At 66.8% G+C, this 15,364-nt stretch carries 13 protein-coding genes and 1 tRNA gene; 8 read left to right on the forward strand and 6 right to left on the reverse strand.

What is annotated here, in order from left to right; genetic code table 11:
• Positions 1-185 precede the first annotated feature (185 nt).
• Positions 186-722, forward strand: a complete 537-nt coding sequence (locus KA419_09705; GenBank protein ID MBP7866213.1) for a hypothetical protein — start codon at positions 186-188, stop codon at positions 720-722.
• A 221-nt stretch (positions 723-943) separates the two neighbouring features.
• On the forward strand, positions 944-4,573 hold the full coding sequence (locus tag KA419_09710) for a hypothetical protein (GenBank protein ID MBP7866214.1): 3,630 nt from the start codon (positions 944-946) through the stop codon (positions 4,571-4,573).
• Positions 4,574-4,803: 230 nt separating this feature from the next.
• On the opposite strand, the gene xseB is transcribed toward KA419_09710, so the two are convergent.
• The 5 genes from xseB to KA419_09735 all read right to left on the reverse strand — a co-directional run bounded on the left by xseB (position 4,804) and on the right by KA419_09735 (position 8,810).
• On the reverse strand, positions 4,804-5,106 hold the full coding sequence (gene xseB, locus KA419_09715; protein ID MBP7866215.1) for an exodeoxyribonuclease VII small subunit: 303 nt from the start codon (positions 5,104-5,106) through the stop codon (positions 4,804-4,806).
• Positions 5,103-5,387, reverse strand: a complete 285-nt coding sequence (locus KA419_09720) for a hypothetical protein (protein MBP7866216.1) — start codon at positions 5,385-5,387, stop codon at positions 5,103-5,105. Before KA419_09720 ends, xseB begins: the two co-directional genes overlap by 4 nt.
• Positions 5,388-5,623: 236 nt before the next feature.
• Entirely contained in the window at positions 5,624-6,994 is a 1,371-nt protein-coding gene (locus KA419_09725; protein ID MBP7866217.1) for an exodeoxyribonuclease VII large subunit, read from the reverse strand.
• Between the two features lie 15 nt (positions 6,995-7,009).
• Positions 7,010-7,993 carry a VWA domain-containing protein gene (locus KA419_09730; GenBank protein ID MBP7866218.1) on the reverse strand — a complete coding sequence of 328 codons (984 nt, stop codon included), beginning with the start codon at positions 7,991-7,993 and terminating at the stop codon, positions 7,010-7,012.
• Positions 7,983-8,810 carry a hypothetical protein gene (locus KA419_09735; GenBank protein ID MBP7866219.1) on the reverse strand — a complete coding sequence of 276 codons (828 nt, stop codon included), beginning with the start codon at positions 8,808-8,810 and terminating at the stop codon, positions 7,983-7,985. The genes KA419_09730 and KA419_09735 overlap by 11 nt, the downstream gene beginning before the upstream one ends.
• A gap of 239 nt (positions 8,811-9,049) precedes the next feature.
• On the opposite strand from KA419_09735, the gene KA419_09740 reads away from it, so the two are divergent.
• The 4 genes from KA419_09740 (at position 9,050) to KA419_09755 (ending at position 12,066) form a co-directional block, all read left to right on the forward strand.
• Complete coding sequence (locus tag KA419_09740; GenBank protein ID MBP7866220.1) at positions 9,050-10,345, forward strand: hypothetical protein; 1,296 nt, start codon at positions 9,050-9,052, stop codon at positions 10,343-10,345.
• 96 nt (positions 10,346-10,441) lie between these two features.
• Positions 10,442-10,518, forward strand: a tRNA-Pro gene (locus tag KA419_09745).
• An 18-nt stretch (positions 10,519-10,536) separates the two neighbouring features.
• Positions 10,537-11,295, forward strand: coding sequence for a 5'/3'-nucleotidase SurE (gene surE / locus KA419_09750; protein MBP7866221.1), 759 nt, complete (start codon positions 10,537-10,539; stop codon positions 11,293-11,295).
• 117 nt (positions 11,296-11,412) lie between these two features.
• Positions 11,413-12,066: a DedA family protein gene (locus KA419_09755; protein MBP7866222.1), complete on the forward strand. Its 654-nt coding sequence runs from the start codon at positions 11,413-11,415 to the stop codon at positions 12,064-12,066.
• Positions 12,067-12,099: 33 nt separating this feature from the next.
• Here KA419_09755 and KA419_09760 read toward each other — a convergent pair whose 3' ends face one another.
• Complete coding sequence (locus KA419_09760) at positions 12,100-13,011, reverse strand: cation diffusion facilitator family transporter (protein ID MBP7866223.1); 912 nt, start codon at positions 13,009-13,011, stop codon at positions 12,100-12,102.
• Positions 13,012-13,176: 165 nt separating this feature from the next.
• Here KA419_09760 and KA419_09765 point away from each other — a divergent pair, with 165 nt between their 5' ends.
• Positions 13,177-13,851, forward strand: a complete 675-nt coding sequence (locus tag KA419_09765; protein ID MBP7866224.1) for a hypothetical protein — start codon at positions 13,177-13,179, stop codon at positions 13,849-13,851.
• 118 nt (positions 13,852-13,969) lie between these two features.
• Positions 13,970-14,650: a hypothetical protein gene (locus KA419_09770; protein MBP7866225.1), complete on the forward strand. Its 681-nt coding sequence runs from the start codon at positions 13,970-13,972 to the stop codon at positions 14,648-14,650.
• Positions 14,651-15,364 lie beyond the last annotated feature (714 nt).

Genomic DNA, 15,364 nt, shown 5'->3' on the forward strand with positions numbered 1-15,364 from the left:
TTCATAATAGGTATTTTCATACGCTGAAATCGATTGAGGAGACCGTCGAGGATCTGTTCGAATCCTGGCGAGATGGTAGTGCTAATCTCAGGAGATTATGCGCAATTATATAAGTCGCCGAGTATAAATACAATCTGTTGGGATTTGGGAAAAGCAGTAATTCAACTAAACAAACGACAGGAGGAATGAATTCCACTGGTGGGAGTTATTCAGGGGGCACGGGAGGCTGGACTGGGGGAAGGCTTTCTGGCACCTCTGTTACAACAGGCAATGGCAATATAGTAAACGGAGGAGGAATAGCAACAAGCAATAACTCAAGCACAGTACCCGCAGGTACAACACCGCCTCCAGTGGTAGTCCCAAAACCTCCCAAACAATACCTTGATGTTTCCGGTTATGCCCGCAAGGAATTCAGAAAAGGATATAAGTACATTCTCGCTCCTGACTTCTTGGATAAACGTATAGCATCAAAGATTGAAATGATGATTAAGTATGAAATTGCTGATCTTCAGAATAACCGTTATGGTTATCGCACAAAAAAAGAAAAGCGAAAAGCCATGGAAAGAAGGGCCGAAGACGTATCTTGTGCGATGGGGCAGTTGTATTCTCAACTGGTCTCGGCTCTAAGCAAGCATGCGGTCCTGATCCGGGACCTTTCCCTGCTCCCGGCCGGGGCGACGGGCGGGGTCGGCTCCACCGGCGTCTATGCCGGCGGGCGGTGAGGGGCATCATGGACACGAAACATCAAACCCGAAGGATGATCCGTAACTCTGGTGAGAACCACCCCTCCCGGCGGGATCCGCTCCGGTGGTCGGCGTGCGTCCTGGCACTCTGTGCCCTGCTGGCCCTTGCCGCTGCTCCGTTGCCGGCCCAGGGCGACGCTCGTCGGGGGCGTTGGAAATCTCCTGTCACCCAGAGGGAACAGGACCTGCGCGGAACAGCTTTGTTTTCCAGCGACGGGTCCAGCCTTGCGCCATTTTCCTGTCATTACGGCACCCCCTCCCCCACGGTGGACGCCGCCGAAGGCAATCCGGCACCTTCCCTCCGGTTCACCACCACCACGTTCTACAACTACAGCTTCGCGCCTTACACCCTCCCTCACCTGAACACCGGGGAACGGTTTCGGGGCAGAATGGACTTCAAGTTCTACGGTTCCACGGGATGCGTCTTCCTCTGCCCCGGCACCTCGATCAGCGCTTCCTGCAACTACAGCCCGGTCACGGGCCCGGCTGGTGGGAAGTACCCTTTCGCGACCCCCTATTACGATGTCGCATCCGGAATCCTCAGCTGCGCTTACAAGGACGCGTCCCTGACGCTCCAGTCTCTCCAGGCGACGCTCAGTCTCACGCCCGGGACCTGGCATGCGTCGGAGTACCGACAGATTCCAAACCCTTCGGGCGGCTACGATTTCGAGGTGTGGATCGACGGCTCCCCGGTCCTCTCCGGCCGGTCTTACGAATCGGTCCTCACCGATGAACCCTTGGGTGTGGGCATCGGGGCGGCCTGTTCCGGTTCAGCCTCCAATGTCTTCTACGATAACCTTCTTGTCACCCTGGACAATCCGCCGTCCATTCAAACCCATCCGCAGAGTCAACCCATCGGAACCGGCCAGACGGCATCCCTCTCCGTCAGTGCATCCGGAACTGCCCCCCTTCATTACGCATGGTATCAGGGAGCGAGCGGGGACACCTCGACGCCGGCTCCCGGTGGCGGCGATGCGAGTTCCTACACGACGCCCGTGTTGACTTCCAGCCAGTCTTACTGGGTCCGCGTGAGCAATGAAGACGGGGTGGCCGATTCCAACACCGCGGTGGTGACGGTCAACCAACCTCCGGTGATTCCGCCCGGCCAACCCGAGGACAAGGTGGCGGCGGTGGGGCAGACGGCTACCCTATGCGTGACGGCGTCCGGCGAAGGGCCGCTGCACTACCAGTGGTACCAGGGGGCGTCCGGCAGCACCACCACGCCGGTGGGGACGGACGCGGCCTGCTTCACCACCCCCCCGCTGGGGCCGGGGACGGTGAACTACTGGGTCCGGGTGAGCAACGCCTTCGGGCACGCCGACAGCCGGACGGCGCGGGTGTCGGCGGGGGCGGCCTCCATGACCTGCACCTACGACGCCCTCAACCGCCTGACGGGGGTCACCTACAGCGACGGCACCGTCGTCACCTACGCCTACGACGCGGCCGGGAACATGACCCGGGCGAAGATCGACCCCGCGCCCCGGCCGAAGATCACCGGGCCCGCGGACGTGTGCGCCGGCGGCTCGGTGACCCTGGACGCCGGGGCGGGCTTTGCCTCGTACCTCTGGTCCACGGGCGCCGCCACGCAGTCCGTCACGGTCAGCCCGGCGGCGACCGCTTACTACACGGTGAGCGTGACGGACGGCACCGGACGGGCGGGGACCTCCCCGGCCCACACCGTGACCGTCAACCCGCTCCCGACCCCGGCTGTCACCGGCCCGGCCGCGGTGTGCGCCGGCGGGTCCGCGACCCTGGACGCCGGGGCGGGGTATGCGTCTTACGCCTGGTCCACGGGGGCGACCACGCAGACCGTCCAGGTGAGTCCGGCGACCACCACGGACTACACCGTGACGGTGACCAGCGACAAGGGGTGCACGGGGACCTCCCCCCTTCACACCGTGACGGTGAACCCGCTCCCCGCCCTGCTCATCTCGGGCCCGACGGCGGTGTGCGCCGGCGCCTCGGCCACCCTGGACGCGGGCGAGGGCTACGCCGCCTACGCCTGGTCCACGGGGGCCGCAACCCGCACGATTTCCGTGAGCCCGGCCGCCCCGGCCGGCTACACGGTGACGGTGACCACCGCCGCCGGGTGCACCGGGACCTCCCCGATCCACGTGGTGACGGTGAACCCGCTGCCCGCCCCGGTGATCACGGGCCCGGCCGCCACTTGCGCGGGCGCCCCGGTGACCCTCGATGCCGGCGCGGGCTACGCGTCCTACGCCTGGTCGACGGGCGCGACCACGCGGACCGTAACGGTTTCACCCTCCGCGACCACCGGCTACACCGTCACCGTGACCAACGGGTCCGGGTGCGTCGGGGCCTCCCCCGTCCACACCGTGACGGTGAACCCGGCGCCCGCCCCGGTGATCAGCGGCCCGACCTCGGTCTGCGCCGGGAGTTCCGTCACCCTGGACACCGGGGCGGGCTTCGCGTCCTATGCCTGGTCCACGGGGGCGACCACGCAGACCATCACCGTGAGCCCGACGACGCTGACGAGTTACACGGTCACCGTGACCAACGCCGACGGCTGCCCCGGCACCTCGCCGGAGCACCCCGTCACGGTGGACGCCCTGACCGCCCTGAGCGTCGAACCGCGCTGCCAGACCCTCGACACCGGCCAGACCGTCACCTTCACGGCGGGCGCCGCGGGGGCCGGGTTGCATTACCAGTGGTACCAGGGGGAGACCGGGGACACCGCCACGCCCGTGGGGACCGATTCCCCCGCCTGGACCACCCCGGCGCTGAGCCAGTCCACGCCGTACTGGCTGCGCGTCAGCGGCTCCTGCGGGACGGCGGATTCCCACACCTGCTGGGCGACGATCCGGCAGTCCGCCTCCACCGCCCCCTTCGACTTCAACGGGGACGGCAACAGCGACATCCTCTGGCAAGCCGACGCCGACGGCACCGTCTCCGCCTGGTACCTCGACGCCGCGGGGCTCGCGGGTACCGGCACCTTGGGCGCCATCGCCGACCCGAGCTGGCAGGTGGCCGGTGTGAGCGACTTCAACGGCGACGGCGTTTCCGACGTGCTCTGGCGGAAGACCGACACCGGCGACCTGGCCGTCTGGCTGGTGGACGGGACCGGCGGCGGCGTCCTGCGCGGCTACTCCCTGGGCAACGTGGACCCCTCCTGGAAGATCGTGGGGGTGGGCGACGCCGACCTGGACGGCCGGGCCGACATCTTCTGGCGCAACGACGCCTCGGGGATCATGTCGGTGTGGTTCACCTGCGAGGGCGCCTCCCGGGTGCCGGGCTTCGTCGGCGGCATCGGCAACCTCGACTGGCGCGTCCTGGGCGTGGACGACTTCAACGGCGACGGCAAGGCCGACATCTTCTGGCGGCACCTGCTCACCGGCGACATGTCGGTCTGGTTCGTGACGGAGACCGGTTACGCCGGGAACATGTCCCCCGGCTCCGTGGACCCGTCGTGGAAGATCGTCGGCTTCGGCGATGCCGACCTGGACGGCCGCGCGGACATCTTCTGGCGCCACAACGCCTCGGGGACGATGTCCCTGTGGTTCATCGACGAGACGGGCCTGAAGGGGACCGCCTTCGTCGGCGGCATCAGCGACCTGGACTGGGTGGTGAAGGGGATCGGCGACTTCGGCGGCGACGGCAAGGCCGACATCCTCTGGCGCTACATGCTGACCGGGGACCTCTCGGTGTGGTTCGTCACCGAGGCCGGCTACGTCGGCAACATGTCCCCCGGCGCCGTGGGCCTGGGCTGGAAGACCCTCAACCTCGTCAACTTCAACCGCGAGGGCGACGGCGCCCCCTCGAAGCCGGCGGAGGTTGAGCCGCAACCGGAACCGGAGGCGCCGATCCGGTAGAGTGCCGTCTCCATCAGCGACCGCGGGGAACGCGCAGACGCGGGGCGAAAGATCCCCCTCCCGCCGGCGGGGCTGACCCCGCTTCAGGGCCCTCGTGAAAAGCCAGGCGCCCGGGGGAGGGGAGGAAGCGGCGCTGGTCTCGGGTGGGTGGGGGGGGGAGTCTCCCCGCTTCCCGTCGCGTTCTTTCCCGAGAGTTGCCCTCGCCCCTCCGGGCAACCCGGGAAGTCGGGCTAGAACGGGACGTCGTCGTCGGCCACCAGCAGGTCGGGGGAGGGGGTGATCACGGGGGGGACGCCGCTTGCCGGGAAAGGCTCCCGGCGGACCGTGCCGTCCTTGCCTTTGAGCAGGATCTCCACCTTCTGCTCCGCCTCTTCGAGTTTTTTCCGGCAGAAGGCGGCCTCGGCCATCCCCTCCTCGAAGACCTTCAGGGATTCCTCCAGCGGCAGGTCCCCCGCCTCGAGCTGCCTGACCCGGGTTTCCAGGCTCGCCAGGGCGCTCTCGAAGTCCTTGGGCTGTTCTTTTTCTTTTTTCATGCTCTCTCTCCGAACGCAGCATTCATGTTATCCTCGGCATCCTTCCCCGCCGCCCCTGCGACCGTCGATATCGGTATCGGCATCGGCATCGGTATCGGTATCGGTATCGCAATCGCTATCGGTGTCGCAATCGCAATCGGAATCGGTATCGGTATCGCAATCGGTATCGCCGTCGCTGTCCGCGTCATCCTCGCCGCCGGTATGGCCCTGGCACTCAGGAACGCCATTGCCGTCGGTATCCCCATCCCCATCGCCATCTCCCTCGGCATCGCCCTCGCCATCGGGATCACCCCCCGGGCGGAAGGTTGCCCCGGGGCCTGCGTGGCCGGGGGGGCGGGAACGAACCTACAAGGCGTTGACGGGTTCGAAAGCGAAAGGGGGGGCGATGGCGGGGGCGGGGGCGATGGGGGTAGCAGCGATTGCGATTGCGATGGCGATTGCGATATCGATGGCGACAGCGATACCGATGGCGATAGCGATTGCGATACCGATACCGATACCGATACCGATAGGTTCGTCAAAAGCCCTCCGAGGGGGTTGATTCATTCACAACGCAGCCGAGACGGCCTTCCCCCAGGAGGACGCCGACCCGGGCGCCGGCGGGCGCCTGCCGCCACGACCGCACCGATTTCCCCTCCGCGTCGAGGCAGATGGCGTAGCCCCGGCCCAGGACGGCGCGGGGGTCCATCGCCGCGCTTCTCGCCACGGCCGCGCCCAGGGCGGCGGCGCGCTCGTCCAGGCGGCGGCGGACGGCGCTCCCCAGGCGTTCGCGGAGGTTTTCCAGCCGGAGGCGGTCCGCTTCCAGGCGACGGACGGGGTTGAGGGCGCCCAGACGGTGGGCGGCTTCCAGGACCCGCCGCCCGTGGGCGTCAACCCGGCGACGGACGTGCAGGGGAAGCCGGCCCGCCAGGTCGTCCACCCACTGGGAAAGGGCCTGCAGCCGGTGGGGGAACCCGACGAAGCCGGGGCTGCGGGCGAGCATCTCGAAGCCGTGCCGCTGCCGGGCCAGGCCTTGCCGAAGCGCGGCGGCCAGGGCCTGGCGGAAGCCCTCCACCCGGTGGCGCAGCTCCTCCGCGGCGCCGGCCACCATCTCCGCGGCGGCGGACGGGGTGGGCGCGCGAAGGTCCGCCACGAAATCGCAGATGGTGAAGTCGATCTCGTGCCCCACCGCGGAGATGACCGGGATGGCGCTGGCGAAGACGGCCCGGGCCACGGTCTCCTCGTTGAAGGGCCAGAGGTCCTCCAGGCTGCCCCCGCCGCGCCCGACGATGAGCACGTCCACGCCGCCGGCGCGGTTGAAGTGGGCGATCCCCTCGGCGATGTCCCCGGCGGCGCCCTCCCCCTGGACCTTGGCGGGCCAGACGACCACGTCGACGGTGCTGTTGCGCCGATGGAGGATCTGGAGGATGTCCCGGACGGCCGCGCCGGTGGGGGAGGTCACCACCCCCACGCGGGCGGGGAGCAGGGGGAGGGGCTTCTTGCGGGCCGGATCGAAAAGGCCCTCACGCTGGAGTTTCTCCTTCAGTCGTTCGAAGGCCGCCATCAGCCGGCCAAGGCCCGACTCGACCATCTCCTCCACGATGAGCTGGTACTCGCCCCGGGGTTCGTAGACGGAGACCCGGCCGCCGGCCACCACCTCCATCCCGTCGCGGGGGCGCATGGGGAGGTTCCGCTGGCTGCCCCGGAAGCAGACGGCTCGGACCTGCGAGCGGGCGTCCTTGAGGGTGAAGTAGAAGTGCCCGGACGACGGCGCCGTGAAATTGGAGATCTCCCCCCGGATGCGGACCCGGTGGAAGCCGTCCTCCAGGACGGCGCGGATCCGCCCGGTCAGTTCCGAGACCGACAGGACGCCTTCGACGTCATCGAGGAGGGGAAGGGGGGGCGGCACCAGGTTCTCCACCGTTCACTTGGGCGCCCGGTAGCCCTCGCGGCAGACCGCCTTGAGCTTGTCGGGCTTCCCGTCGTTGTCGATGTCGGCCGCCACCTCCACCCGGATCTTGTGAAATTTCCCGTCGGCCTTCACCCCGGTCGGCTGGAAGGCGAGGGTGTACTGGTGGCGGATCAGCAGGTTGATGATCCGGAAGATGGAGGGGTACTCCGTGACGAACTTGGGCATGAAGGCCTCCCCGCCGGTCTTCCGGGCGAAGGACTTCAGCCGGAGGTCCGCCATGTTCAGTTCCGCCCGGAACTCGTCGGAGTAGCGCATGTCGTTGACCGCCCGGGTCAGCTGGCCCATGGAGAGGGCGTAGATCACGGTGTCGGCGGCGGCGGCCCGCTCGAGCGCCTGGTTGTAGGTGGCGCGGCTGAAGGTGTCGAGACCGGTGGAGAGGAGGACCACGGCCTTCTTCCCCTGGACCTCCTTCATGCGGTCCAGGACGAAGATCACGGCGTCGGAGAGGCAGCTGTCGCGAAACCCCTTGAAGAAAATGCGGCTTCGGGCTTCCTTGACCACCTCGTTCTTGTCCTGGGTGAAGTCGACGGCGATGCGGGGCCGGTTGTCGAAGGTGACGAGGGCGCAGAAGTCGTCGGGGCGGAGGAAGCGCGCGAAATCGTCCACCGCGTCCCAGAAATCGGTTTCCAGGCTGGTGATGATGCGGCTGGATTCCATCAGGAGGACCACGCTCACCGCCGACTTGTCCGGGAAGAAGTTGGTGATCTCCTGCTCGACCCCCTCGTCGAAGAGCTTGAAATGCTCCCGGGAAAGCCCGGTGATGAGGTTCCCCTTCGGGTCGGTGACCACCACGTTCACCGACACCGCGGGGATCTCCACCGTGACCGTGGTGCCGGGGGCCGCCCTGGGGGTCTCCCCCTTGGCCGGCTTCTGCGGGGGGGCGAAGCTGCACAGGGCAGCGAGGGCAAGCGCCAGGGCCCCGATCCTACTGCGCATTGAAGTCCTCCAGGTCTTTCATGGAATGGGCGTCGCTCCCCCGGGTTTCCTCGAGGCCGCGCGCCAGGGCGATCTCGCGGATGCGATCCACCATCCGCCGCTCGGAGTCGAGGTCCGGGAAGTGGGGGGACGTGAACCGGTAGCGGTACTCGGTCTCGACCCCGGTGAGGCCGGCAGGGACGAGGCGGTCCAGGATCGTCTCGAGGGCGAGGCCGTGCTGGAGCATGTAGTATCCCGGGTGGGCCAGGACGGCCTTCCCGCCCGCGTCGATGACCCAGCGGATCACCGCCTCCACGGGGAACTTCGGCACCTGGACACTCGCGTGCACGGTGTCGCGGAACCAGGCGGAGGCCGCCTTGTAGTCGGCGAAGCGCTTGCGGGCCAGCAGGAGGCGGAGGATGTGAGGCTTCATGTAGGTCCGTCGCTGGGGGGTGAAGATGTCGTCCTCACGGAGGAAGGGGGGGCCGAGCGCCGCGTTCACCTGGAGGAGCTGTTCGCGGATCCGGGCTTCGCGTCTCACCCGGATCTCCTCCAGGCGCTGGTTCATGGCGGGGTCCGCCGGGTCCAGGCCGTACCCCAGGAGGTGAACCTCGACGTCGTCGAAGAGGCTGTCCAGTTCGATCCCGGGGACGAGTTCGATCCCCCGGGACGCGGCCTCCGCCACCAGGTCGCAACCGTAGACGGAGTAGACGCCCAGCGTGTCGTGGTCGGTGATGGAGATCCGCTCCAGGCCGAGGCGTTCGGCGGCCTCGAGGATCTCGCCGGGGTTGAGGTACCCGTCGGAGACGACGGTGTGGATGTGCAGGTCGCAGCGCATGAATATTCCCTCCGGAAGCGGGACGGCTCAGGGCTCTTCGTCGGCGCAAAATCCCTCAAACAACCGGATTATAGCCCAGGTCGGACGCGGGCGAAAGGGGAAAACCGGCCGGGGCGGGTGAACGAAACAGAAATTAATTCATCTAAAGTAAAAGGGGCGTACAATGAGAGTATGAACCCCGAGACCCGGCACGCGCCACGTGAGCCGGGACCGCCACACTACCCCGGGAGGTCAAAATCATGTATCCAGGCAAACGTTTTCTGATGTTCGTTCTCTTCTCGGCGGGGCTCCTCGCGGCATGCGGCCTGGCGGCCGCACGGCCCGAGCCCCCGACCGACAAGTCCAAAACGGTCGACCCGAAGACCCGGGAGGCCCAGAAACAGCAGTCGTCCTCGAAGCCGTCGCCGGACCAGCCGCAATCGGCCGGCAGCAAACCGTCGCCGGACTCCAGGTCCCAAGGGTATCAGCCTCCGCCGGACGGCAAATCCCGCGGCCAGCAGCCGCCGTCGTCCCGCTACCAACCCCAGGGCAACCCGCCGCCCCCGCCCCCGTCTTCCCCGCCCCGCACCTACACGCCGCCGCCGGACAGCAAATCCCGGGGCCAGCAGCCGCCGTCGTCCCGTTACCAGCCCCAGGGCAACCCGCCGCCCCCGCCTCCGCCGCCGCCGACCCGCACCTACCCGCCGTCCAAGGGTTCGAAGTCGGGGAGCGTCGAACCGCCACCGGAAAGCAAGTCCCGGGGAAACAAAAAGTCGCCTGATGACCGGACCGAGGGCCGCCGGCAACCGCCGCCTCCGCCTCCGCCGCCGGACACCCCTTACCACGGGTCGAAACCGCCCAGGCCGCCGGCCCCGCCGCAGGCCCACCAGCCGCCCACGGCCCCTCACCCGCCCGCCCCGCCCCAGGCCCACCAGCCTCCTCCGGCCCCTCGCCCGCCGGCTCCGCCGCGGCGGCCCGACTACGTCCACCAGGAAGAGTACGTCAAGCAGTACCGCCATCACCTCGACCAGCAACGGTCCTTCGAACAGCAGTACCGCCAGCAGCTCCAGAAGGAGAAGCGGATGTCCCACTACCGCTACCAGCAACGCTACGAGCAACAGCTCCAGTGGCTGGTGAACCTGGCCACCCAGGGGAAGCCCCGGCACTGGGAGAAAGACCCCTTCTACCGGACGCCCTATGACCGCCGATACCGCCGGGGCGGTCAGTACTACGAGACGAACCAGTACGGGGTCGGGTACCTTCAGGACGCCGTCCGCCGCGGCTACGAGGAAGGGTACCGGGCCGGCAGGGCCGACCGCGAGGACCGCTGGCGCTTCGACCTCGAGGGCTGTTTCGCCTACCGGGACGCCAACTACGGCTACCAGGGTTACTACATCAGCCGGGACGACTACAACTACTACTTCCGCGAGGGGTTCCGCCGGGGGTACGAGGACGGCTACTACAAGCGGTACAAGCACGGTCGCTATTCCAACGGCAAGTACGTCGTCCTGGCGAGCGTCCTGGGCCAGATCGTCACGTGGGAACTGTTGCACTGAGCGCCGAAAAAACGCTTGACGCGGGGGGGGGGTTGTGGTTAAATCGCCCGTCTTGCGAGTCGTTTTTTGAATAACGTTTTTTGAAGCTTCTTCGGTCGGGACGTAGCGCAGCCTGGTAGCGCACACGCTTGGGGTGCGTGTGGTCGGTGGTTCAAATCCACTCGTCCCGACCATTTTTTTTGTCAAACGCCATGCCCCTCATCCTGCTCACCAACGACGACGGTTACCGCGCCCCGGGAATCAAGGCCCTCCGCGGCGCCCTGCGCCCCCTCGGGCGCGTGGTGGTGGTGGCGCCTTCCGAGGAGAAGAGCGCCGTGAGCCACGGGTTGACCCTTCACTCCCCCCTGCGGATCGACAAGATCGAGGAGGGGGTCTGGGCCGTGGGCGGCACACCGGCAGACTGCGTTCTCGTCGCGATGAACAAGATCTTGAGCGACCGGCCCGACATGGTGATTTCCGGCATCAATGCCGGGGCCAACCTGGGGGATGACGTCTCGTACTCGGGGACGGTGGCGGCCGCCCGGGAAGGTTCCATGTACGGCATCCGGTCCGCGGCCTTCTCCCTGGCGTTCGCGACCCCCATGGATTTCGACGGCTGCGCCCGTTGGGCCGAACGCATCTGCGCCGCCTACCTGGCGTCCAACCTCAACGAGGGGGTCTTCCTCAACGTCAACTTCCCCTCCCGCCCGCCGAAGGGCGTGAAGGTGACCCGCCAGAGCGGGAAGTTCGCCCGCAGTTCCATCTACGAGAACGACGACCCGCGGGGGAAGAAATACTACTGGATCGGCGAGGACGAGAGTTCCTGGGACAGCTCCGACGACACGGATTTCTGGGCGGTCTCCAACGGCTACGTCTCCCTGACCCCCCTTCACCGCGACCAGACCGCCCACCGACGCATCGCCGCGGCGCGCGAGGTCTTCGGCGGGCTGGAAGCGCCCGCGGCGCCCTGACCCCGGGCCGGCCGGGCATCACCGCCAATCCCACGCACCACGCGAGCGGGGTTTCGGATGCCGCCGGGGGTGACCGGTCGGGGCCCCGCCGACATTCTGTGCTGAAAGGACCGCCCCATGGGATGGATATCCGACCTCATCGACTTCGTGCTGCACATCGACGTACACCTGAAGGCCATCATCACCGCCTACGGCACGTGGACCTACCTCATCCTGTTCCTGATCGTCTTCTGCGAGACCGGGTTGGTGGTGACCCCCTTCCTCCCCGGCGACTCGCTCCTCTTCGCCGCCGGGGCCTTCGCCTCCACCGGGGTGATCGACATCTGGCTCCTGTTCGGGATCCTCAGCGCCGCGGCCATCCTGGGGGACACCGTGAACTTCCACATCGGCAAGTACCTGGGCCCCAAGGTCCTGCACAAGCCGAACGCGAAGATCCTGAAGAAGGAGTACCTGGACCGGACCCACGCCTTCTTCGAGCGCTACGGCGGCCTCACCATCATCTACGCCCGCTTCGTCCCCATCGTCCGCACCTTCGCCCCCTTCCTGGCCGGGGTGGGCGCCATGACCTACTCCCGCTTCATCCTCTACAACGTGGTCGGCGGCATCGTCTGGGTGGCGGCCTTTACGGCGGCGGGGTTCTTCTTCGGCAACATCCCCATCGTCCAGAAGAACTTCACCCTCGTCATCCTGGTCATCATCGTCCTGTCGGTTCTGCCCATCGTCGTCGAGGCGGTTCGTCACCGCCGCTCCCGCCAGGCGGAAGGGGAGTGAGTTCCGGGAGAGGCTGCCGGGGCCCTCGAAAACTCACCGCGCCGAGGGGATCACCGTGACGTGGCTTCCCCTGATCTTGCCTTCCAGGTTGGCCCGGATGCGGTCGATCACCGCCTGGACTTCGGACAGGGTTTTCGTCCCGTCGAAACCCAGGTGGATCTCGATGTAGACGGAGGGCCCGGCGCGCCGGGAGCGGATGCGCTCGAAGGAGCAGTATTCCTCGAAGAAATCGACCAGCTCCTTCAGGATGACGATTTGCATGGACTCCTCGATGGTCTTGTCGAGGAGGTCGTCGACGGCCTGGCTCAGGACCCCGATGACCGTGTAGGAAAGGAAGACGGCGATGACCAGGGAGGCGGCGGCGTCGACGTGGTCGACCCAGGGTTGCCCCTCGAAAAGGAGCGTGACGAGCAGGGCGACGAAGGCGGACGCGTCGGAGAGGGTCTTGACGCGGAAGAGGCGCCACTGGGACTCCATGACGGGGGAATACTCCGTCCGGGCCAGGCGGTAGTTTTTCAGCCAGAGCCACCCGTTGACGCCCATGCCGGCGGCCATGAAGACGACCCCCATCCAGACGCCGAGGGGCTCGAGGGGGGCCGGCTTGAGGATCCGCATCACGGCGTTGAAGATGACCAGGCCCACCGACAGCACCATGATCAGGGCCACCACCATGCAGGCCAGGCTCTCCAGTTTTCCGGGCCCGTAATCGTAGTGCGGGTGACGGCCCCGGCCGATCTTCCGGATGACGATCCAGGAAAGGAAAGTGGCCGTCAGCTCGTTCATGCACTTGATCACGTCCGACCAGAGGGTCAGGGAACCGGAGATGATGGCCGCGGCCAGGTCGGGGAGCATGAGGACCAGGTCGATGATGAAGTTGAGGAAGACCGAGTTCTCCCGCTCCCGGTGGGAACCGTGCGGGCTCGCGAGGGGAGGGTGGGTGTCCAAGTTTCCTCCTGGTAAGGTGAGCGGTCGTCAATGGGCTCGATTATAACACGACGGGGTGCGCAGCGCACCCGGGGATTCTCGTGGCCGTCCCCGCAGGTTTACGCTTGACAAAAGTGGCGTCTCCGGGAGAAAATTTCCTTTTGCCATGATGCACAGGAGGGGAAAATGAAAAAAGCGCTGTTTCTTGTGGGTGTCGGACTGATGGCCCTCGGCCTGGCGATGGGGGCCGGGACAAAGAAGACCGCCGGCAAGAAGAAGGCCACTCCGACGAAAACGGCGGCGTCCGCTGCGGGCGCCGAGCAGCAGAAAACCAACGAACCCGAGTTGAAGAAAAATTCCGACGGGGAATACGTCTTCGAGAGCGTGCAGACCGGCGAAGCCCCCCCCGCGGCCGGCGCGGTGGACCCGAAAGCTCCGGAGGGCCCGAAGGACCTGAAGGAGAACGGGAAAGGAGCGGGTACGGATGCGGAATCGACGACGGAGAGCGGGGACGGTGAGCCGGCGGAAAAGGGGGAGGCCGGCTCGGGGAGTCCAAAGAAGGGGGAGGAGCCGAAACCCGTCGCGGTCCTGTCCCTTTCCGGTTCGGACCTTCAGAGTGGGATCGGGCCCGGGGCGAGTTCGTCGGGGCGGCGGGCCGGAGGGGGGAAATTCCCCGGTAACGGAGGCGATGTGCCCAGTGTCGAATTCCTGAAGGCTGTGACGTCGGGTGAGATTGACATTCCCGCTGAATGCCGGGAAAAGCTTCGTCAACTCGAACGTCTCCGGTTGTCGCCGAACGAGCAGCAGACCATGAGGATGAAAATCATGGCCGAGGCCGAGAACATCATGAATGCTCGCTGAGGGCGAAGGGCGATTCCGGGCGCCGGCCCGGGGAGATCCCTGCCGATCGCGGGTTTCCGCGGTCCCGGGAGAGAAAGAGGAGGGTGTTGTCCCCATGGCGAGGGAAAGGAAGAACCGTATGCTGAACCCAAACGGGGCTGCTTCGAGCCCGAGAGAAACCCAACCGGAACGTGATCCGGTCGAAAGGCCGGCGCACCCGAACGGGAACAGCGCACGGCCGCCGGCCGACACGCCGGTCCCGCTGCCCCGCCGGCCCCCTTCCCGGGAGGCGGCCAGGGGCGGCCGGGAATTTGACTTTGCCCAGGCGGGGTCGACGGTCGACCTGGACGGGCTGCCGTCCTACGTCGCCCTGGCCTGCCGAAGCGGCCAGCACGCCCAGGCCCGGTCGGTCCTGAGGGAACTGCTCGACACCACGCTCCTGGAGCGGGAGGAGAGGAGCTTCATCGTCAACCACCTCGCCCGGGTGGAAGCGTCCGCGGGAAACGTGTCCGAGTCGCTGCGGCTCTACCGGGCCGTCGCGGAGGACAGCACGCTCCCCGACGATCTCCGGGACTGCGCCGCGGCGGGGGTCCGGGAAGCGCACCAGGTCCTCTTCGAGGAAGGGGAGATGGCCTACTGGCGCATGAACTACGCCAAGGCGCGGAAGTGCTTCGAGCAGCTCCTCCGGGAGCCGGGAATCGGCCGGGCGTCCCAGGAAGCGCTCCGCTTCAACCTCGAGCTGCTCGACCGGGTGGAGGGGGACTACCGGATCATCCTGGAAGACCTCCGGATGCTCGAACCGGAGACCCCGGGAGAGTGAGGCCCGGCCGCGGGCGACGACCCCGTGCGTTTCAATGTGGCAGGCCCCGTCCGCGCCGTCTTCCGCGCCGGCTCAGCCTGTCCTTTTGGTCCTTTAGGCGCTTTAGCGGCTGCGTTCTCACCAACATGTTGTCGTTTCCGGTTGCCTTCCGAGGCCACTGTTGCCGGGCGAAGTCCCGGGAATAGCGTAGGTCCTTCAGGTCCCTCTGTCCCTTCGCGCCTGTGTTTCATTGAAGGCGGATGGGTCGCGTTGGGGACGCGCCGCTCCGGCAGCCTTCGCGGCGCGGTCAAAGCGGCGCTCCGGCAGTCTTCGCGCCGCACTCCACTCCGGAAGGGAGAAGATCGAGGGTTGCGGACCGCCGTCGCCAAGGGGGCCGGCGATCCCGGTGCGGACCGTTTGATGACTCGTGCGCCCCGGAGGCGGCGCCGGAAAAGCGCGGGACGCCGGGAGACGGTCTCGCCCTGTTTGCCGCTTGGCCTTCCGGCGCGCTGGCCGCCGAAGCGGTGCAAGAGGGCGGCGGCAAGAAGGCTTCGATGCGGTTGCGGCTTCGACTTCGGTGCCGATGGGATGGCGGTTGGGAGAGCGAAGGCGACTGCGATTGCGATTGCGACTGCGATTGCGACTGCGATACCGATACCGATACCGATAGCGATAGCGATACCGATTCCGATACCGATAGCGATACCGATAGCGATACCGATTCCGATAGCGATT

Source organism: Acidobacteriota bacterium (assembly GCA_018001935.1).
In the GTDB taxonomy this organism is placed as follows: Bacteria; Acidobacteriota; JAAYUB01; order JAAYUB01; family JAAYUB01; genus JAGNHB01.

Coding starts and splice junctions, on each gene's coding strand:
- KA419_09705 (MBP7866213.1), top strand. CDS start 186: ATGAATTCCACTGGTGGGAGTTATTCAGGGGGCACGGGAGGCTGGACT.
- xseB (MBP7866215.1), bottom strand. CDS start 5,106: ATGAAAAAAGAAAAAGAACAGCCCAAGGACTTCGAGAGCGCCCTGGCG.
- KA419_09720 (MBP7866216.1), bottom strand. CDS start 5,387: ATGGCGAGGGCGATGCCGAGGGAGATGGCGATGGGGATGGGGATACCG.
- KA419_09730 (MBP7866218.1), bottom strand. CDS start 7,993: ATGCGCAGTAGGATCGGGGCCCTGGCGCTTGCCCTCGCTGCCCTGTGC.
- KA419_09735 (MBP7866219.1), bottom strand. CDS start 8,810: ATGCGCTGCGACCTGCACATCCACACCGTCGTCTCCGACGGGTACCTC.
- KA419_09740 (MBP7866220.1), top strand. CDS start 9,050: ATGTATCCAGGCAAACGTTTTCTGATGTTCGTTCTCTTCTCGGCGGGG.
- surE (MBP7866221.1), top strand. CDS start 10,537: ATGCCCCTCATCCTGCTCACCAACGACGACGGTTACCGCGCCCCGGGA.
- KA419_09755 (MBP7866222.1), top strand. CDS start 11,413: ATGGGATGGATATCCGACCTCATCGACTTCGTGCTGCACATCGACGTA.
- KA419_09765 (MBP7866224.1), top strand. CDS start 13,177: ATGAAAAAAGCGCTGTTTCTTGTGGGTGTCGGACTGATGGCCCTCGGC.
- KA419_09770 (MBP7866225.1), top strand. CDS start 13,970: ATGCTGAACCCAAACGGGGCTGCTTCGAGCCCGAGAGAAACCCAACCG.